The 18,888-nt window shown below is 74.4% G+C and carries 18 protein-coding genes; 6 read left to right on the top strand and 12 right to left on the bottom strand.

The genetic code is table 11. The features are described 5' to 3' along the window. Positions 1–142 precede the first annotated feature (142 nt). Positions 143–1,309 (top strand): hypothetical protein, encoded by a 1,167-nt coding sequence (locus tag ABT403_RS33560; RefSeq protein ID WP_344152335.1) that lies wholly within the window; start codon positions 143–145, stop codon positions 1,307–1,309. Positions 1,310–1,361: 52 nt separating this feature from the next. Here ABT403_RS33560 and ABT403_RS33555 read toward each other — a convergent pair whose 3' ends face one another. Then, positions 1,362–2,516: an FAD-dependent oxidoreductase gene (locus ABT403_RS33555; RefSeq protein ID WP_344152332.1), complete on the bottom strand. Its 1,155-nt coding sequence runs from the start codon at positions 2,514–2,516 to the stop codon at positions 1,362–1,364. Positions 2,517–2,622: 106 nt separating this feature from the next. Here ABT403_RS33555 and ABT403_RS33550 point away from each other — a divergent pair, with 106 nt between their 5' ends. Both ABT403_RS33550 and ABT403_RS33545 read left to right on the top strand, forming a co-directional pair. Then, entirely contained in the window at positions 2,623–3,183 is a 561-nt protein-coding gene (locus tag ABT403_RS33550; RefSeq protein WP_344152329.1) for a TetR/AcrR family transcriptional regulator, read from the top strand. Between the two features lie 162 nt (positions 3,184–3,345). Beyond that, entirely contained in the window at positions 3,346–4,368 is a 1,023-nt protein-coding gene (locus ABT403_RS33545; protein WP_344152325.1) for a YVTN family beta-propeller repeat protein, read from the top strand. A gap of 36 nt (positions 4,369–4,404) precedes the next feature. On the opposite strand, the gene ABT403_RS33540 is transcribed toward ABT403_RS33545, so the two are convergent. Further along, complete coding sequence (locus ABT403_RS33540) at positions 4,405–4,737, bottom strand: darcynin family protein (protein ID WP_344152322.1); 333 nt, start codon at positions 4,735–4,737, stop codon at positions 4,405–4,407. Between the two features lie 100 nt (positions 4,738–4,837). Here ABT403_RS33540 and ABT403_RS33535 point away from each other — a divergent pair, with 100 nt between their 5' ends. Further along, positions 4,838–5,584: a TetR/AcrR family transcriptional regulator gene (locus ABT403_RS33535; RefSeq protein WP_344152320.1), complete on the top strand. Its 747-nt coding sequence runs from the start codon at positions 4,838–4,840 to the stop codon at positions 5,582–5,584. 19 nt (positions 5,585–5,603) lie between these two features. Here the strand turns inward: ABT403_RS33535 and ABT403_RS33530 are convergent, their stop codons facing one another. Then, positions 5,604–5,987 carry a MerR family transcriptional regulator gene (locus tag ABT403_RS33530; RefSeq protein WP_344152318.1) on the bottom strand — a complete coding sequence of 128 codons (384 nt, stop codon included), beginning with the start codon at positions 5,985–5,987 and terminating at the stop codon, positions 5,604–5,606. 104 nt (positions 5,988–6,091) lie between these two features. Here ABT403_RS33530 and ABT403_RS33525 point away from each other — a divergent pair, with 104 nt between their 5' ends. Continuing rightward, entirely contained in the window at positions 6,092–6,880 is a 789-nt protein-coding gene (locus tag ABT403_RS33525) for an amidohydrolase family protein (protein WP_344152316.1), read from the top strand. A gap of 32 nt (positions 6,881–6,912) precedes the next feature. On the opposite strand, the gene ABT403_RS33520 is transcribed toward ABT403_RS33525, so the two are convergent. The 4 genes from ABT403_RS33520 to ABT403_RS33505 form a co-directional block, all read right to left on the bottom strand. Beyond that, positions 6,913–7,341 (bottom strand): hypothetical protein, encoded by a 429-nt coding sequence (locus ABT403_RS33520; RefSeq protein WP_344152313.1) that lies wholly within the window; start codon positions 7,339–7,341, stop codon positions 6,913–6,915. Then, positions 7,334–8,668, bottom strand: a complete 1,335-nt coding sequence (locus ABT403_RS33515) for a protein kinase domain-containing protein (RefSeq protein WP_344152311.1) — start codon at positions 8,666–8,668, stop codon at positions 7,334–7,336. Before ABT403_RS33515 ends, ABT403_RS33520 begins: the two co-directional genes overlap by 8 nt. A gap of 177 nt (positions 8,669–8,845) precedes the next feature. Further along, the gene (locus ABT403_RS33510; protein ID WP_344152308.1) at positions 8,846–9,100 is read right to left on the bottom strand and encodes a hypothetical protein; all 255 of its coding nucleotides are present in this window, start codon (positions 9,098–9,100) and stop codon (positions 8,846–8,848) included. A 130-nt stretch (positions 9,101–9,230) separates the two neighbouring features. Continuing rightward, positions 9,231–9,887: a class I SAM-dependent methyltransferase gene (locus ABT403_RS33505; RefSeq protein WP_344152305.1), complete on the bottom strand. Its 657-nt coding sequence runs from the start codon at positions 9,885–9,887 to the stop codon at positions 9,231–9,233. A 73-nt stretch (positions 9,888–9,960) separates the two neighbouring features. Here ABT403_RS33505 and ABT403_RS33500 point away from each other — a divergent pair, with 73 nt between their 5' ends. Beyond that, positions 9,961–11,280 (top strand): MFS transporter, encoded by a 1,320-nt coding sequence (locus tag ABT403_RS33500; protein ID WP_344152302.1) that lies wholly within the window; start codon positions 9,961–9,963, stop codon positions 11,278–11,280. Between the two features lie 66 nt (positions 11,281–11,346). On the opposite strand, the gene ABT403_RS33495 is transcribed toward ABT403_RS33500, so the two are convergent. Genes ABT403_RS33495 through ABT403_RS33475 form a run of 5 tightly spaced genes read right to left on the bottom strand, consistent with a single transcriptional unit; the run spans position 11,347 to position 18,752 of the window. After that, positions 11,347–13,905, bottom strand: coding sequence for an acyl-CoA reductase (locus ABT403_RS33495; RefSeq protein ID WP_344152299.1), 2,559 nt, complete (start codon positions 13,903–13,905; stop codon positions 11,347–11,349). A gap of 2 nt (positions 13,906–13,907) precedes the next feature. Beyond that, entirely contained in the window at positions 13,908–15,056 is a 1,149-nt protein-coding gene (locus ABT403_RS33490) for a LuxE/PaaK family acyltransferase (RefSeq protein WP_344152297.1), read from the bottom strand. Then, positions 15,053–16,216 (bottom strand): GNAT family N-acetyltransferase, encoded by a 1,164-nt coding sequence (locus tag ABT403_RS33485; RefSeq protein WP_344152295.1) that lies wholly within the window; start codon positions 16,214–16,216, stop codon positions 15,053–15,055. Before ABT403_RS33485 ends, ABT403_RS33490 begins: the two co-directional genes overlap by 4 nt. Further along, positions 16,213–17,490 (bottom strand): MFS transporter, encoded by a 1,278-nt coding sequence (locus tag ABT403_RS33480; RefSeq protein WP_344152292.1) that lies wholly within the window; start codon positions 17,488–17,490, stop codon positions 16,213–16,215. Before ABT403_RS33480 ends, ABT403_RS33485 begins: the two co-directional genes overlap by 4 nt. After that, positions 17,487–18,752 (bottom strand): phenylacetate--CoA ligase family protein, encoded by a 1,266-nt coding sequence (locus ABT403_RS33475; RefSeq protein WP_344152290.1) that lies wholly within the window; start codon positions 18,750–18,752, stop codon positions 17,487–17,489. Before ABT403_RS33475 ends, ABT403_RS33480 begins: the two co-directional genes overlap by 4 nt. Positions 18,753–18,888: the final 136 nt, after the last annotated feature.

Below are 18,888 nucleotides of genomic sequence, written 5' to 3'. Positions count from 1 at the left end.
TCGGGGATTTGGGGCGAACGCATGTCCATCATGACAGGTCAGCGCCGTTTTTCGTAGGACGGAACGCACAGTTCGCGAGGCTTGTCCGATCCGTTCCCCGGCTCCCAGAATCTCCTCCGTACGTCATCCGGAGACAGGGGGAATGGTGACGATCGATCACGACGCGGTGCTTCGGGCCCGTGTGCTGCTGCTGGGGTCCGGCCGGCCGAGCCGGGCCGAGCTGGCCGGCGCGTACCGGGTTCTGGCCGAGGTGAGTCCGAAGGCGTACCTGCCGAAGCTGGTCGGCGCCCTGCTCTCGCTGCGCTACGAGAGCCGGGACCCGGAGGTGGCCGTCACGCTGACCGCCGAGGCCTCCCGGGCTGCTCGCAGGCTGGAGCCCGGGGCACGGGACCGGGCGGAGCTGTTGCGCCAGGCCCTCGACGCCCACCAGGTCGCCTTGTTCGACCTCGGGCACAGGGCGGAAGGGCGCGCGGTCTGTGAGGAGCTGGCGGAGGCCGGCTGGAGCGGGCCGCTGGCCAAGGTTCTGGCCGAGGAGGGGTACTTCGAGGAGGCCGCGGAGCTCGACGGGAAGGGCGCCCGGAACGGAGGCCCGGACTTCTGGCACGCGGTCTGCCGGGCCGCGAACCTGGAGGGCGCCGGGCGGCACGACGCCGCGTCGGCCGTTTTCGGCGAGCTCCTTGAGCAGAGCCGGTGCGAGGCGGCCGAACAGCGCACCTCTCTGGCGGGGTTCACCTGGGAGCTGGTCCACTTCTCCCGGATGCGGGAGGCCGCCGGGGACGGGGCCGGTGCCGCAGTGGCCCGGTGCGAGGCCCTGAGAGTCCTGGAGGAGCTCGCGGCCACGGGCGAGCCGAAGAACTGGAGCTGCATCCTGGAGTGCTGGAGGACGCTCTTCGTCCTGTCGGGGCGGGCCGCCGAACCCGCCGCGAGCCCCGAGTCCCCGATGCCGCCGTTCGGCACGGCGCACGGATGGTCGGGCGACGTGCGAGGGGGGTTCCTCGGCATGGAGCCGGGCCTCGTGGCGGAGGCGGCGGAACTGCGCGAGGCCGGCCGACTGGCCGAGCTGGTCGACGTCCGGCGCAGGATCGCCGTCCGCGCGGCCGTCCGCGACGGCGCCCACCACTACCGGTTCGAGGAGCGGTTCACCCCGCACTTCGACGAGGGCGTGGCGCTCGCCCGCCGCCTGCCCGACGACCCCGTCCGCCTGGCCCGCGCCCTCACGGACCGGTCGATGTTCCTGCTCGCGGCACGGTCCTTCGCACCCGCGCACGCCGACTTCGCCGAAGCGGTCGCCCTTCTCCAGGACCGCTGACCGAGGCCCGCGACGGCCCGGTGCCACCGGCGTGCCGGGGAACCCGGTGGCTCTAGCGGTAGTTGAGCTCCGCGAGTTCGCTGGCCAGGCGCCGGCGCAGGGCGGGGATGCGGGAGGCGAGGGGTAGGACGGTGTCGCGCGCGGTGCGCAGGACCGGGTTGCGGGTGGTCGCGACGCGGGTCATCCGGTCGGTCAGGGCCACCACCCGCAGGGCGACGGGCCGGCGTCGCGCTTCGTAGCCGTCGAGGTCCCCACCGGCCAGGGCGCGGCCGAGGGCGTACGCGTCCTGGATGCCGGTGTTCATGCCCTGCCCGCCGGCCGGGCTGTGCACGTGGGCGGCGTCCCCGGCGAGCAGCAGCCGGCCCGCCCGGTAGCGGTCGGCGACGCGGTGGTGGATCCGGAACCGGGAGGACCAGGCGACCTCGCGGAGGGTGGCCTGGCCGGGCGCGCGCTCGTCCAGCAGCCCCCGTACGAAGGCGAAGTCCGGCTCGGCGGGGGCGTCGGCGACGCTCGCGACCACCCGGTAGTGCCCTCCGGGCAGCGGGGCGACCACGGTGAGCCCGGCGGCCCCGAGGCCGAGGGAGACCTCGCCGGGGCCGGGCGCCCAGTCCATGACGACGTCGGCCAGGACGAAGGACTCCTCGTAGGCGCTGCCGGTGAAGCCGATCCCGGCGGCCTCGCGGACCGCGCTGCGCATCCCGTCGGCGCCGACGGCGTAGCGGGCTCGCAGGGTCCGGCCGGTGGCGGTGGTGACGGTGACCCCGTCCGGGTCCTGGGTGAGCGCGGTGACCTCGTACGGGCGGTGGACCTCGCCGCCGAGGGCGCGCAGGCGGGCGAGGAGCACCGCCTCGGTCTGGTCCTGGGGGACCATCAGCGCGTACGGGTAGGCGGTCGGCAGGCCGTCGAAGCCGATCGTGGCCAGGGGGCGGGCGCCGTCGCGGATCCGGAACGTGCTGACGGGGAGGCCGCGGCCGATCAGCTCGGCGGACAGGGCGCGGGAGGGGTCCAGTTCGTCGAGGACCTCCAGGGTGCGGGCGTGCACCACGGCGGCGCGGGAGGTGTTGGCTCCCTCGGCCTGCCGGTCGAGGAGCACGAAGCCGATGCCGGCCTCGGCCAGGGTGACGGCGAGGGCGAGGCCGGTGGGGCCGGCGCCGACGATGGCGACCTCGGTGGTGGCGGGGAGCGGGAGCGGGGCGGTGGCGGTCATCGCGGGCCTCCTCCAGAGGGCCAACGGTTGTTGGCCAACGGCTGTTGACTCAAGAGTGCGGCGGCCTCGCTGGCTTGTCAACGCTTGTTGGCCTACGCTTGTTGGCATGACGGCACGACGCACCTCCGACCACACCAAGGCGGCCATCCTGCGGGCCGCGCGCGAACGGTTCGCCGTACAGGGCTACGAGCGCACCACCATCCGCGCCATCGCCGCCGACGCGGAGATCGACCCCTCGATGGTCATGCGGTACTTCGGCAGCAAGGAGCTGCTCTTCGACGCGAGCCTGGCCATCGACCTGCGCCTGCCGGACCTGGCGGCCGTGCCGGAAGCGGAACTGCCCGGGGCGCTCGTACGGCACTTCGTGGAGCGGTGGGAGGGGGATCCGGCGGACGAGGCCCTGCTGGTGCTGCTGCGCTCCGCCGTGACGAACGAGCAGGCGGCGGGCCGGATGCGGGAGGTGTTCGCGGCGCAGGTGGCCCCGGCGCTGGCGGCGGCCCTCGGCCCCGGGCGGGCGGCGTCGGCGGCGGGCCTGGTCGCGTCCCAGCTCCTGGGCCTGGCCCTGACCCGCTACCTCCTGAAGCTCCCCGCGGTGACGGCCCTGTCCCCGGAGGCCGTGGTCCACGGCCTGGCCCCCGCCCTGGCGGCCGTCCTGTCGCCGGCGTAGGTTCCGCCGCCGGCGTAGGTCCAGCCGCCGGCGTGGGTTCCGCTCCTCCGCTCCTCCGCCCTCCGCCGGTCCCGGGGCCGTCCGGATGAGGACGCCGGCGAGGTGTGGCGGCGGGCGGCGCGGATCCGGTGAGATCCGCAAGGGGCGCCCTAGCCTGGCGCCATGACGAGGAATCAGGACATGGCGCGGCGCGCGGCCGTGGTGCTCTGTGTGGCGGCGGCGCTGATGGGGCCGGGCAACCCGGCCGGTGCGGCCGCCGGGGCGCCGGCGGACGGGCCGTCCCCGCGCCCCGGTGCCCTCGTCTACGTCGCCGACCTCCACTCCGACACGGTGTCGGTCGTCGACCCCGGCAGCGGCAGGGTCGTGGACAGCGTCCCCGTCGGGAAGGGGCCGGACAGCGTGGCGGTCAGCCCGGACGGCTCCCGCGTCTACGTCACCAACTCGGCGGCGGACACCGTATCGGTGATCGACGCCCGTACCAGGAAGGTCATCGACACCATTCCCGTCGGGGACGAACCGAGCAGGGTGACGGTCTCTCCCGACAACCGGAACGTCTACGTCGCCAACGTCAAGTCGGACGACGTGTCGGTGATCAGCACCCGCACCCGTACCGTGACGGACACCATCGCGGTGGGCGACGCCCCGCTGGGCGTGGCGGTGACCGCCGACGGATGCACCCTGTACGTCGCCAACGCCGGATCCGGCACCGTCTCGGTGGTCCGGACCGCGAGCGGGACGGTCACCGGCGCCATCCCCGTCGGCGGCGGACCGACCGCCCTGGTCCTCGCCCCGGACGGCCGTCGCCTGTACGTCTCCAACATGACCTCGGACGACGTGTCGGTCGTCGACCTCCACACCGGCGTGGAATCGGACCGCATCCCGGTCGGGGACCAGCCCGCCGGGATCGGGGTGCGACCGGACGGCCGCCAGGTGTACGTCGCCGACATCGGGTCCGACAGCGTGTCCGTGATCAGCACCCGCCGCCGCGCCGTCACGGCGACCGTCGCCGTGGGCCACAGCCCCAACGGCCTCGCGGTCGCCCCGGACGGCTCCCGGGTCTACGTCAGCGACTTCGACTCGGACGCCCTGTCGGTCATCGACACCGCGACGGCCTGCGTGACGGACACGGTGCCCGTCGGCGACGGCCCGACCGGCGTGGCGGTCGCCCCGGCGAAGAGGCCCTGACCCCGGGTCACGCCGCCGCCCGTGGGCCCGGCGCGTTTACGCGGCGAGGTGGCGCTCGTAGGACCGGAAGCCGTCCTCGACGCCCAGGATGACCTCGCCTAGGACCAGGTGGCCCTCGCTGATGAGCGGGGTGTCGCGCAGGGCCTCGACGAGGAAGTAGTACGCGCCCAGGTCCTCGGTCTCCAGCACGGCGAAGTCGGAGAAGCGGCTGTTGAAGGCCTCGCCGTCGAAGAACCGAGCGGTGACCCGGTCCGCGTACCGGGCGAACACCGGCTCGATGTGCGCGGCGCGCATCCGGTCGCGCTCCTCGCGCGGCAGAGCCAGCCAGCGCGGCGTGAGCGTGTAGGTCAGCACGATGCCGTACGTCATGAGTCGTATCCCCCAAAGCCAATTGTTTACACCGTTAACTCTGATGGGAAGCTAAAGTGATACGTGTTAACTTTGTCAAGGGGAGGGCAGGAGCAGGCAGATGACGGACACCACCGCGGGATCCACCGCGGGATCCGACGCAGGATCCGACGCGGGCAGGCGCCGCCACCGCGTGCGTGAGGAGGCCCTGGCCGACGCGATGCGCATCGCCCGCCGGCTCCTCGTCGAGGAGGGGCCCGCCGCCGTGACCGTCCGCGCGGTCGCCCGCGAGATGGGCCTGACCGCCCCCGGCCTCTACCGCTACTACGCGGGCCACCGCGAGCTGGTCCAGGCCCTCGTCTCCCACCTGTACGACGAGCTCGCCACCGCCCTGGCCGCGGCGCGCGAGCGGCAGCCGCCCGAACGGCCGGGACCGAGGCTGCGCGAGGCCGCCCGCGAGCTGCGCCGGTGGGCGCTGGCCCACCCCAACGAGTTCACCCTGCTCTTCGCCAAGCCCGTCGCGGACGCCGACACCGGCCCCGGGGCCGCCGCCCACGACCCCGGCTGGCGCTTCGGCGGCGTCCTCCTCGACCTGATGGTCGAGCTCTGGCGCCACGGCGGCGTCCGCGCGCCCACCGGTCTCGACCCGGCGTGGACGGTCCAGCTGGAGGAGGTGCGCGAACATTTGGCGGGGGCGCCCGTGCCGCTGGAGGTGATCTACGTCTTCGTCGCCTCCTGGGCCCGCCTGTACGGGGCGGTCGCGGTGGAGGTCTTCGGACACCTCGACTTCGCCCTCACCGACCCCGGACCCCTCTTCGAGCACACCGTCGGCGACATCCTCACCGCCCTCGGCGACCCGACTGCCTGACCGGCCGGGCCCCGGGGGCTCAGGCCTCCGGCCCCGGGACCCGGCTCGGCGCGTTCTCCGTCGCGGTGATCGTCCGCCGCAGCAGGTCCCGTGCGGTCTCCAGTTCCCCGGCGCGCCGGTCGAGGACCTCCAACTGCGCGCGGAGGTTGGCCAGTACCCCGGGGCAGGGGCGCAGCGCCGCCCCGCCGGAGGCGGAGGTGCACGGCAGGACCTGACGGATGACGCGCGTGGGCAGGCCGGCGGCCAGCAGGGCGCGGACGCGCCGCACCGCCTCGACCGTCCCGTCGTCGTACTCGCGATAGCCGTTGGCCCGGCGCTCCGCGTCGATCAGCCCGGTCCGCTCGTAGTAGCGCAGCAGACGCTCACTGACCCCCGTACGACGCGACAGCTCCCCGATCAGCACCGAGCGCCGCTCCCTTCGACTTGACCTTCCCACCGTGTCAGGGAGCAACAGTGGGCCGACCGCCCGAATTCCGGGTCCGGTCGTCACAGGGGAAGAGTGAACCGTTGATCATCGATGCGCACAGCCACGTCCATGACTCCGCCGAGGCCCACGTGCGGCTGCTGGACGAAGCCGGGGTCGACCGCGCCGTACTGTTCGCCACCCGCCCCCACCCGGAGCGGGCCACCGACCTCGCCGGGCTGCGCCGGGAGATGGCGGTACTGGAGGAGGCCCTCGCCGGAGGGTGCGGCACGGCCGAGGGGTACCGCACGGCGTGGCGGGAACTGGACGCCGCCCTGGCCGCGCATCCCGAGCGGTACATCGGCTTCCTGTCCGTACCGCTGGACGAGGGCCCGGAGCGGATCGCCGAGACCGTGGAACGGGAGGTCGTCGGGCGGGGGTTCCACGGCATCGGCGAGCTGACGCCGCCCCCGGGGCGGGCGGCCCTGATCGAACCCGTGCTGCGGGCGGCGTCCGACCACGGCCGGCTGCCCGTCGTCGTCCACGGCTCGGCCCCGACCACGGCGGACGACCTGACGACGCTGTCCACGCTCGGCCGCCGCTACCCGAGGGTCCCCCTGGTGGTCAGCCAGCTCGGCGGACAGCACTGGATGCAGGCGGTCGAGCTGGTGCGGGACACCCCGAACATGTACCTGGAACTGTCCACGGCCGGCATCGTCTTCGCGGTCCGCCTGGCCATCAGGGAACTCCCGGGCCGCACCCTGTTCGGCTCGGACGCCCCGTACGGCGACCCGGTCCTGGCCCGGGCCATGGTGGAACGGGTCACCGCCCCGGGCGGCGTACGCGACGCGGTCCTCGGCGCGACCCTGGCGGAACTGCTCGGCCTCGGCTGACGCGGGGCCCGGCAACGGCCTCGCCCCCCGCGTCACCTCCGCTTGTTGCGCACGGCGAGTACCGCCCCGGCCAGGCCGGCTATGCCCCCGCTGATCAACGGGACCGCCTGCGACGACGCCTCGTGGTCCACGGCGTAGAAGCCCAGCCGGACGAAGGCCAGGCCGAACCCGATGACGATCAGGTACTCGAGCAGCCGGAATCCGTACCCCGCCCACTGATCCAGCCGCTCCTGCCGCAGCTGACGCTCGACGAGCCGACGGCGCCACGCGAGGTGGTCGGCCTCGATACCGTTCCACTTCGAGGCCTCATCGGCGTTGGGGAACGGGGGCACGAAGCCGGCGGACGGCGGCATGAACGCCGTCTGTTCCGCGCCCGCTTCCGGAGCCGGCGCCGACGGCGGTGAGGGCGGCGGTGACGGCAGCGCCGAGGGCGGCAGGGGGCTCGCCTCGTACTCAGACACCGGTCCCACCGTCCCCACCGCCGTGCCGCGAGGCCCCGGCGGTCAGCCGGTCCAGTCGCCGCAGCTCCCTGTCCACCGCTTCCTCCGCACGCGCCCGCCGCGCACGTCGCTCCGCCTGGGACCAGCGCACAGGCGGCGCCACAGACGGCAGGAGCCGGACGGCCGGTCCCGCCCGGCCGGCCCGCCGGGTACGCCGCCCACGCCGCAGCGCGATGCGCACCTGAACGGCCAGCAGCCCCACCCCGAGGCCGAACGCCGCCCAGGGCAGGAACCCGACGAGCAGGGCCGGCCCGCCGTCGGAGTTCAGGAGGACGAGGAGGAGCCACACCGCCGGTACCGCCGCCAGCAGCACCACGAAGCCCCGCCCGGACGTGGCCGAGGCCGGCGAGAGGGCGGGCCGGGACGCCACCGGCACCGGGACGGGGGCAGGGCCCGCCGACGCCGGGGTCGCAGCCTGCGCCTGCCGGACCGCCGGGTATCCGAGGAGCGGGGGCGGGGGCGGGGGGTCGACCTCGTCCTCGACGGGGCCGAGGAAGCGCCGCGCCTCGGCGAGCGTCCAGCGCCGCGCCGGGTCCCTCCGCAGCAGGCCGCCGATCAGCGGGGCGAGGGCGGGGTCGTGGAGCGACGGGGGAGGGTCCTCGTCGACCCTCCGCACCGCGGCGATCGTGGCCTCCGGGCTCTCCCGCCGGAACGGGCTGAACCCTTGAAGCAGGTGGAAGAGCGTCGCCCCCAGGGCGAACAGGTCGCCCTCCTCGCTCGGCACGTGGCCTTCGAACCGCTCCGGGGCCAGGTAATCCGGAACGCCCAGGACCCCGCCCCCCGGGCCCCGTACCCAGGCGTGGAACCCGGTGAGCCACACCTGACCGGAGTCGTCGATCCGGACCTCCCGTGGAGTCAGGCCTCCGTGGACGATGCCGGCCGCGTGCATCGCCCCCAGCGCCGCGAGCAGCGCCCCCGCGATCTGCCGGGCCCGGTCGGCGGGCAAGGGGCCGAGGCGGTCGACGTACGCGTCCGCGGCCTGCCCCGCCACGTGCTCGGTGACCAGCCAGAGAACGCCGTCCTCGGCCGTGGCGTCGTACACCGAGACGATGCCGGGGGCAGCGCTGAGGCGCGCGAGCAGCCGGGCCCTGCGCAGGGCGCCCTCCCGCCACCGCGCGCGCCCGTCGTCGTCCCACCCGTCCGGAGGCCGCACCTCCTGGACGTCCACCCGCACGCCGAGCAGCTCGTCGTACGCCTCCCACACGAGCCGGAACCTGCCGTGTCCGGGCCCGCCGGTCAGCCGGTAGCGCCCGCCGACCAGCGACCCCTCCCGCCGTTCCCCCGTCATGGCCCCCCGCAAGGCATCCCGTCCGGCCTGAATGGAGCACCAGTTCTACCTCGTACCGCACCCCCGCCACAGGGCTGTTTTCGGCACCTCCCTCGACCACTCGGGGCAGGGTGCCCCGCAGGCCGGCTGACGGCGGCCCGGCCGCGCCGAACGCTCCCGGGCCGCCGGGCGGGCGTCTCAGTACCAGGTGTTCAGGATCCACCCGCGGATCAGCGTGTCGAAGACGAAGAACTGGCAGGTGAATTTCTGGGCGCCGGTGGCCTGGCCGGCGGCCTGGCATTCGGCTTGGGTCGCGTAGTAGCCGGACCAGTGCCACGACGGGTCCGCCGCCGCGCTTCGTGCCGGCACGGCCGCCTCGGCGGTCACGGCGGTACCTCCCAGGACGAGCGCACTCCCCAGAGCCATGCCTATGAGTGCGTGACGTACGCGCATGAAGTCCCCTCTCACGGTCGCGGTGCTGTCGGCTGTGTGACGAGGTTCCCGGCAGCCACTCAAGGGCCGACGGGAAGCGGGTGGAGGGGCCGAGGCCTCCGAGGGCGGGCGGCGGCCCGGGTCCCCGGGGTCAGAGGCCGGCGATCAGGGCATAGCGTTCGTCGTCCACCTCGCCGCCCCACAGGTCCGGGTCGCCGCTGAGCGGTTCGACGCGGAGGGCGGAGACGAGCGGGCGTACGGCCGCGGCCAGGTCCTCCGCGCCGATTCCGCCGTTCCACGGCAGTGACGCGGCGCCCGCCACGTACGGCACCCCGCTCTGACCCGCCTCCCGCCACCGCCCCTCGACCAGCACCAGCCGGCCACCCGGACGCAGGCGCGCCACCCACTCCCGCAGCGCGGCCTCCGGATCGGGCAGGGTCCACACCAGATGCCGGGCCAGCACGACGTCGAACCGCCCGTCCCCCGTCGGAGGCGCCATGGCGTCACCCACCAGGAAACGGCCTTCGAGTCCGGCGGCGCCGAACTTCGCCAGCGCCCGCTCGATCATCCGGGGAGCCAGGTCGACCCCGGTCACCCGGTGTCCGGACCCGGCGACCAGCAAGGACATGGACCCGGTCCCGCAGCCGATGTCGAGCACGTCGGCCGGCCCGGGCGGCATCCAGGAACGCAGGCGCCGGGCCCACGCGGCGCGTGTGGGGGCGGCCCGCATCCCGTGGTCGGGCTCGTCGTCGAAGGCCGCCGAGGCGGCGTCCCAGTAGGCGGTGATCGCAGCAGTCCGGTCAGTCATGCCTCGATGTTCCCAGCAGCCACTGACACCGGCCCGTGGCGTGACGGCTGTTGCCGGTGGGAAGAGCGTGGTCATGACAGAGATAGAGACAGGGTCAGGGTCAGGGACAGAGGACGCGGCGTCCACCCCCTCCCCTCCCCGCCGCCCCTTACGCCAGCTGCTGGCCGCCTCCGTCGGCAACGCCGTCGAGTGGTACGACTGGTACGCCTACACCTTCCTCGCCACCCACATCGCCCGGCAGGTCTTCCCCTCCCACGCCGGGGACTCCCTCGTCCCGCTGCTCTCCACCTTCGCCGTCTTCGCCGTCGGCTTCTTCATGCGCCCCGTCGGCGGGCTCCTGATGGGTGCGATCGCCGACCGGCGGGGGCGGCGTACCGCGCTGACCGTGACCATCCTGCTCATGGGCGGCAGCAGTCTGCTGGTCGGCCTCACCCCGGCCTACACGGCCGTCGGCGTGCTCTCCCCGGTCGTGCTCGTCGCCGCGCGGCTGCTCCAGGGACTGTCCGTCGGCGGGGAGTTCGCCGCCTCGACCACCTTCCTCGTGGAGTCCGCCGGGCCCGGCCGCCGGGGTCTGTTCTCCTCGTTCCAGTACGTCTCCACCTCCATCGGCCAGCTCGCCGCCTCCGGCCTGGCCGCGCTGCTCGTGGCCCGGCTCCCCGAGGACGCCATGAACGGCTGGGGGTGGCGCGTGCCCTTCCTGCTCGGCGCCGTCCTCAGCCTCGCCGGGTTCTGGATCCGGCGCGGCGCCGAGGAGACCCTCGCCGCCCGCCCCGTCGGCGGCCGCCCCCGCCCCGGCCTCTTCGACGCGCTCCGGCACCACCCCCGTGCCTCGCTTCTGATCGCCGGCATCACGGCCGGCGGCACCCTCGCCTACTACACGTGGACCTCCTACCTGCCGACGTACGCCGAGCTCGAGACCGGCATCGCCAAGGGCGACGCCCTGCTCGCCGGGACGCTGTCCCTGGCCCTCTTCACCCTGCTCCAGCCGGTCGGCGGGCTGCTGTCCGACCGCTTCGGACGCAAGCCGTGCCTGCTGTTCTTCGGACTCGGCTTCGCCCTGCTCGTCGTACCGCTGCTGCGCGCGCTGGACGGCTCGTTCGGCTCCCTGCTGCTCGTCCAGTGCGCCGGCATGGTGCTGCTCACCGGCTTCACCTCGGTTTCGGCGGCCGTGAACGCGGAGGTCTTCCCGGCCCGGGTACGGGCGGCGGGCATCGGCTTCCCGTACTCGCTGACGGTCGCGCTCTTCGGCGGCACGGCCCCGTACATCGGCACGCTGCTCCAGGAACTGGGCAGGCCCGGCCTGTTCCCCTGGTACGTCGCCGTGCTGTGCCTGTGCTCCTCGGCGGTGTACCTGCGGCTGCCGGAGCGCGCCCACGAACCCCTCGACCGCTGACCGGCGTATCACCCGTCGGCCTCCTGCCCCGGTCCTCAGACCAGGGCAGGAGGCCGGCACCGGGCGCTAGCGGCGGGCGTCCACCACCGCCAGCAGCTTGCCGCTCGCCGGACTGCGGTCCAGCGACGCGCCGTCCACCGCCTCGACCACCAGGTCCAGCAGCCGCTCCGTCACCGCCGAGCGCAGTTCCGGGTAGCCGGACAGGAAGACCTCCCGCAGCCGCTCCGGGTCCGTCGCCGGCGTCCGCTCCACGCGGACGGTCAGCCGCTCGCGCGCGTCCGTGCCGTCGAGCCTGACCTGCAACTCGCCCCGGTGCCCGCCCTGCTCCTCGGCCAGGGCCAGGAAGCGGCGGTGGTTGAGGAAGTACGTCGCCACCCGCATCACGTCACCGGTGCGCCCCATCAGCTCGAAGCGGGGCGCGCGCCGGCCGCACGGACAGCGGCCCGGGACCTCCCGGCCCAGGTCGCCGATCAGGTAGCGGCCCAGCCGCTGGCCGCGCCGGGCGTGCGTGGTGAACACCAGCCGCCCCGTCTCGCCCGGGGCCACCGGCCGGTCCTCGGCCGGGTCCACGATCTCCAGGGTGTGGAGGTCGGCGTGCAGGTGGTGGACGCCGCCGGAGCTGTCCGCGCACTGGTAGCCCAACGGGCCGAGGTCGGTGCTGCCGTAGGTGATCGAGCGGACGACCTCGATGCCGAACTCCGTCTCCAGCGTGCGCCGCTGCTCCTCGGTGAAGTGCTCCCCGCCGTAGAAGACCTTGCGCAGGCCCCCGTACGCGCGCAGCGTCTCCCCCTCCGCGCGCAGCAGCTGCCACAGGTAGGAGGGCATGCCGAAGAGGGTGTCGGCCCGGTGCTCGACGATGGTCCGGGCCGTGGCCCGGTGGTCCGGGCCCGCGGACAGGGGCAGCTGCACGCCGCCGAGCCGTTCGAGGACGGAGAAGAAGCTGATGAAGCTGCCGTACATGCCGCCGCAGTAGAAGAGGTTGGCGGTGCGGTCCCCGACCGGGTCGTAGCCCGCGGCGAGCAGGCCGCGGGCGGCGGCGTGCATCTGGGTGTCGTAGTCGTCGTAGCTGAACACCGACAGGGCGGGGGCGCTCGTGCTGCCGCCGCTGCGGAAGTAGAGCTCGGCGTCGGCCCGGGCCAGCTCCCGCGCCGGCCCCTGCACGTCCTCCTTGCCCAGCAGCGGGCCCGTCGGCTGCGGCAGGACGACGGGCCGGACCAGGTCGTCGAGGCAGGCGGTGGTGGCGAACCGCTGCGGGTCGGCCTGGACGGCGACGCGGCGGCTGTAGCGCTGGAGGGCGTAGACCCCGTCGTGCGGCTCGCCCGCGTAGCTGGCGTGCATGGCGCCGACCGGTGTGACACGGGTGACGCCCGCGGCCAGTGCGGTACGGGAGAGCTCGGCGACGTCGGCCCGGCTGCCCGCCAGGCCCGCCGTCTGCAGGTAGCGGCGCATCGGGCGCAGGGTGGCGATCAGCCGCTCGCGGGGCAGCGGCTTGACCCACACGCTGCGGTGCAGCGGCGAGGCGGTGAGGGGCGAGCGGGTGTCGGCCATGACCCGCCACGAGCCGTCGGGCGCGGCGAACACCCGGGTCAGCCCGAGGTGTTCCTCCAGCCGGGCCACCAGCTCGGTCGTGGTCAGCTCGGCGGCCTCGGCCGGGTCCGGCTCGCCCGCCGGGCCGGTGGCCACGGCCGGCGGGCGGTCCGCGAGGACCGCGGCGAACCGCTCGGCGAAGGCGAACACCTCCTCCTCGTCCTCGGTGTCGAGGTAAACCACCTGGGGGCTGGAGCAGGCCTGCTGCTCGTACAGGCACACGTCGTCCGCGAGCGCCCCGAGCGTCGCGTCGTCCGACCAGACGTCGCCCGTCAGGTACGCGAAGGAGATCCGGTGACCCCACTCCACCAGCCGGCACCCGGCCGGCACATGGGCCGCGACCCCTTCGACGGCCCCTTCCCCGCCCCACACGGCCACGGCGTCCGCGGGCGCGCACATCAGGCGCAGCCACTCCTGCCGGGAGGACGGGAAGCGCAGGACGACGACCCGTGCGGCGAGCGCGCCGCTGGGATCGAGGGCGGCGAGCTCGGCCATCAGGTGCTGGGTCAGGAGGGTGTCGGCGCCGCTGGTCTTGAGGACGTTGACGTTCCCGGCGAGCAGCCCCTCGACGACGCTCAGCGGCGCGACCGTCGCGGCGTTGCCGGGGGCGACGTGGACGACCAGACCGACGGGTGCCCACGCCTCGTAGACCGTCTCGCGCGGATCGGCCCGGTTCAGCCGGCCGGGGGTCGCGCTCCCCAGCTCGCGGCGCAGCTTGCGGGTCAGCTCCCGTCGGCTCAGCAGGCCGCCGAGCTCGGCGAGGACGGCCGGGTCCTCTCCGGCGGGCAGGTGCGCGGCGAGCCGGGCGCGGACCGGGTGGGCCGGGTCGCACAGGGCGGCGGCGAGGGCGTCGCAGGCGGCCAGTACGGTCTCGGTCTCCAGCACCGTGGCCAGCGCGGCCTCGACGGCGGCGGGCAGCTCGGTGAGCCGGCGCCCGGCCTCCTCGTCGCCGATGAAGTCACCCTGCCAGAAGTGAGGGGCGTCGCCGCCACCGCCGTGCCGCTCGTACGCGGTGGCCTCGTTGGTCGTCTCCGTCATGGTCACGCCATGCCCTTCATCAGTTCCGCTGCGGCCACCGCGCAGCTGCGGTTGCGGCTCACCCCGGCACGGCCGTGGACGGTGAACCAGGGGGTCGCCAGCTCGCACCCGCAGGCCTCGCCCGGCTGGAGGGAGGCGAGGTCGCCCATGACCACGCTCTGCGCCGGCACCGAGGTGATGTACGGCGAGACGAGGTGCAGGTAGCCCCGCTCCCCGTACGGCAGGGGTTCGAGCGTGCGTGTGGAGCGGATCGTCACCCGCGACCAGACGGGGGCGTGCAGCCGGTGGTGGTCGCACTCGATGTACGGGACGCAGTGCTCCACCGACCCGAAGGTGTCCCGGATCCGCTCGCCCGGGATGCCGAGCTGCTCGGTGACGCGGGCGTACAGCTCCTCCTTCTCGACGCGCCGGTCGGCGTGCCCCTTCCAGCCGCCGCCGAGGACGACGAGGGAGCCCTCGGGCAGGCGCAGCGGGGGCAGCCCCATGGCGCGCATCCGCTCCAGGGTGAAGAAGAGGAAGGCCGGGAAGCCGAGGATGCGGACCGGGGCGTCCTCCCGCTCGAAGCGGCGCAGCGCGGCGACGCAGCCGAAGGGGTCGAACTCGTGGCCGCCGCCGGTGTCGCGCAGGGCGTACGCCACGCTGCGCGCCGGGGCGAAGTCGCACAGGTAGTTGTCGGTGAAGGCGGTCCCGAGGTTGAGCGAGGGGGCCGGTTCGTAGCTGTACAGGAGGTAGTTGACCTCCTGGTCGGGGGTGATCCAGCCGTGGCGCTCGAAGATCCGGGCGACCATCCGCTGGGCGGAGCGGATGGTCCAGTGGTCGAAGAACATCTGCGACTTCTGGCCGGTGGTGCCGGACGAGGTCAGGTGCAGCTCGACGTCCTCGCGGGGGATGGAGAGGACCTCGTGCCGCTTGAAGAAGTTCGCGTGGACGAGCGGCGTCCGGTACGGCCGTGCCGGGGGAGTGGCCTCGTACAGGGAGCGGAAGAAGGGGGAGCGCTCGGCGTGCCAGGCGTTGGACTCGGCCATGGCGGCGGCGAACAGCTCGTCCTCGGCGGGTCCGCACGCGTACGGGTCGGTCAGGTCGCACAGCCGCTGTACGTGCGGCAGGAGGGCCGGGTCGGGTACGGCGACCGGCGCGAGATGGGGGTTCATGGGGCAACCTCGGATGGTGTGGGCAGGTGTGCCGACGCCCAGGCCGACACGTAGCAGTCCAGATAGGGCTGGAGGGGCGGTTCGACGGCTACGCCGCGGAAGTCGACGCGCTCGCCGGAGCGGGACAGGACGGCGTAGTCGTGGAAGCCGTCGCCGTCCGCGCGCATCGCCGGGTAGACGGCCCCGGCGACGAACCCCTCGGACAGGAAGGCCGAGAGGACCTCGTGGTGCGCGAGCGGCACCAGCGCCTCGACGTAGCCCGCGCCCGCGCGGGCCAGGGCCCGGGTGACGGGTTCGAGGCAGGCGGCCGCGGCGGCCGGGTCGGGGTGGGCGGTCAGCAGGGAGCAGTAGCCTCCGGCGCGGTTGAGGTAGGCGTAGACCTCGAACCGGCCGTCCTCGGGCGTGAGCAGCACGTTCGGGGTGTGCAGCGGGTAGAACCAGCCGTCGGCGCTCGGGAACCGCTCGCGGAAGCGGCGGCGGACGAAGGCCGGTGCCTCGATCAGTTCCAGCCGGTCTCCGGCGCCCTGTGGCCCGGCCGGCGCCGGGCGCGGGGCGGTGGTGGCCCGCACCCCGGAGTAGTCGACGCCCAGTGCGGCCCCGGCGGTGCGCAGCAACGGCAGGAGCGGGGCGGGGACTTCGGTGACGGGGATCCGCCGGTCCAGCACCCCGGCGGAGTGACGCGCGTAGAGTGCGAGGCTCTCGCGGCTGCGGAGATCCACCGCGTTGGGCAGGATGCCCAGCGGGCGGAAGCCGTTGCGCGCGACGACGCGCTGCGGGCCGGCGCTGACGGTGCGCACGGTCGCGTACACCGAGTCCAGCCGCCCCGTGTCCAGCATGCCCGCGCACAGGGCCTCGGTGAGGGTGGCGGCCAGCCCCGCCGAGCGGTGCTCGGGGTGCACGGCGATCCCCTCCAGGCGGCCGATGCGGCTGCCCGCCTCACCGTGGATGGCGGCGGACCCGGTCAGGGCCCCGGTGCCGGGGCAGCGGCCGACGAGCCACAGGGAGTACGGGTCCTCGATGAGCCGGGCCATCTCGGCCGGGTCGGTGCCGAGGGCCACGGGGTAGTGGGGCCCGTAGACGGCGTAGTAGAGCTGGCGCAGTTCGGCGATGTCCGGGCGTGCGGCGGCGGTGACGAGGGGGGTGACGACGGCGGGGCTCACCTCTCACCTCCGGCGGCCGGCACGGTCGTGGGGGACTTCAGCAGCGCCAGGGCGCAGGCCGCGGGCACCAGTCCGGCGCCCTGCACCAGGCACAAGCTCTGCGGGGAGACGAAGTCACCGGCGAAGCCGAAGGCCAGGGAGGCCACCGGCAGGGAGGCACCCAGGACGGCCTGCATCACGGCGAAGAAGCCGGGTTTGTCAGCCGGCGGCACCAGCCGCTGGAAGAGGGCCACGAAGCGGACGCTGACGGCGCCGGCACACCAGCCGGCCACGGCCAGACAGCCCGCGACGACGGGCCGGTGCGCGACCAGCCCCGGCAGCGCGAGGGCGAGGGCCATCAGGCCCAGGCACCAGGCACCGGCGACCGTGGGCCGTCCCGGCACGCGGGTGCCGGTGAAGGATCCGATCAGCGCGCCCGTGCCCAGCGAGGCCTCCAGCAGGGCCACGGTGCCCCCACCGCCCGCGAGGACGGAGCGGGTGTAGAGGGGGATGACGACGAACACGGCCGTGGTGAAGAGGTTGGCCGCGGTGAAGCACACCAGGATCCGCCGCACGTAGGGGAGTCCCCCGAGGATGCGGCGCAGCGTGCGCCGCTCGGCGGGGCCCGCCGGCGCGTCGTCCCCGGCGCCCGGCGGGGCGACGGTACGGAAGCGGGCGCCCGTCACGAGGAGCGCGGCGCCGAGGTAGGCGGCCGCGCAGCCGGCGGCCAGCCCGGCCACGCCGGCCCGGTCGACGGTCAGGGCGCCGAGCAGCGCGCCGCCGAGGCCGGCCAGGGACTGGGTGGACAGCTCGAAGCCGGTGGCGGCCTCGATGTCGGCGTCGTCGACGAGTTCGGGTACCGAGGTGGTCAGGCAGGGGTCGAAGAACGCCTGGCAGGCGGCGAGGGCGAGACCGGCCGCGTACACGGTGGCGAGCGGCGGGCCACCGGCGTACGCCCAGGCCGCGAGGGCACCGGAGGCGGCCCCGGCCAGGGCGGCGGCGGTCCGCAGCAGCGAACGGTGCGCGAACCGGGCGACCGCCGAGGCCACGACGGGCGCCAGCGCCACGGCGGGCAGGGTGCAGGCCGCCATGAACAGCCCGGAGGCCAGTCCCCGTGCGTCGTGGACGGCGTAGGCGACGATCCACCAGGCCGTGCCGACCTGGAACATCCGTACGGCGGCCTGGGTGAGGACCTGGCCGAGCCACACGGCGCCGAAGGCCCGGTTGCGCAGGACCAGCGGAACGCGCCGCCGGCCGGCGGCGTTCTCCGTCAGGGGCGGGACGGTGGCGGTCATGCGGTCGGCCTCTCGTCGAGGACCCGGACGAGCTTGCCCGAGCGCGGGTTGACGGCGAGGTCGCGGTGGCGCACCCACTCCACGGCCATCGGGTGCACGAACCCGGCGCGCACGCTGTCCGGATACAGCGGCCGCACCCGCTCCAGCCGCGAGACGACGGCCCCGGCCAGCTCGTCCCGGCCGTGCTGCCCGCCGGGAGCCGCGGCCAGCCGCAGGACGAGCCCGTCGCGGCCGTCCCAGCGGCGGACGACGAGCTGCATGCCGACGACGTGCCCCTCGGTGTCGGCCGTGGCCACGGCGGCCTGGGCGTCCTGGGTGTAGAGGGAGACGGGCCCCACCCGTACGCCCTCCTCCGCCCGGCCGAGGATCCGGAAGTGGCCGGGCCCCGTGCCGGTCCACTCGGCGCGGTCGCCCGCCGGGTAGCGGATGATCGGCATGAGGCGGCGGAAGAGGCTGGTGACCACGACCCGGCCGGGCCGGCCCGGTTCGGTGATGGGCTCGTCGGTGGAGTCGTCGAGGATCTCGACGACCGAGTACGGGGTGAAGGCGCGGTGCACGCGTGCGTCGGGGCCGGGTACGGGGTGACCGAGCAGGCCCGCGTCGACGCTGGCGTATCCGATGGAACGGGCCTCGGCGCGCGGGAACGCGGTGGCCAGCAGGCGCCGCTGGTCGTCGAAGAGGGCCTCGCCGCCGAAGAGGAGCAGCTCCACGGAGTCGAGCCGGACGCCGGCGGACACGACCTGCTCGGCGAGCCGGCACAGGGTGGTCGGCGTGCCGGCCAGGACCTGGGCGGCGAGATCGCGCAGCGTGGGGATCGTCGACTCCAGCGGCGCGCCGCCGCTGATGGGCAGGCGGACGTTGTCCACGGGGGCGTGGGCGAGGGAGTCGAGGACGAAGAGGAAGCTGGCGTACAGCTCCCCGGCGTAGAAGAGGTCGGCGACGCGGTGCCCCGGGCGCAGACCGGTGTCCACGAGCCCCTGGCCGAAGGCGGTGACGAAGGTGCGCCACTCGTCACGCGTGTAGACGGAGAACTTGGGTGACCCGGTGGTGCCGCCGGTCTTGTAGACCGTGGCCTCGCTGAGCGGGCCGGTCAGCACGCGGCCGTCGAGCGGGGAGTTGGCCGCCCAGAACGCCTGCTGGTCGACCACCGGCAGGTCGGTGAGGCGGTCGGCGTCCGGCGGCAGGGACGCGTAGAGGTCCCGGTAGAAGGGCGAGTTGTGACGGGCGAAACGTATGAGGTCCGAGAGTTGCTGGGCGGACATGGGCCTTTGCCTAGGTGATGGAAGAGGAAGGGAGCCGCGACGGCGGCGAGAGCGGGGACCCCCCGGTGCCCCGTCTGCTCAGTGCGCGCCAGGACGTGACGCACAGTCATGATGATGAAACATCAATCCCCCAGTC

Origin of the sequence: Streptomyces sp. NPDC000075 (assembly GCF_040301925.1) — a bacterium.
Lineage (GTDB): Bacteria > Actinomycetota > Actinomycetes > Streptomycetales > Streptomycetaceae > Streptomyces > Streptomyces polychromogenes.
The sequence above is the reverse complement of the archived record's forward strand: the minus strand, read 5'-3'. Positions and strand labels throughout refer to the sequence as shown.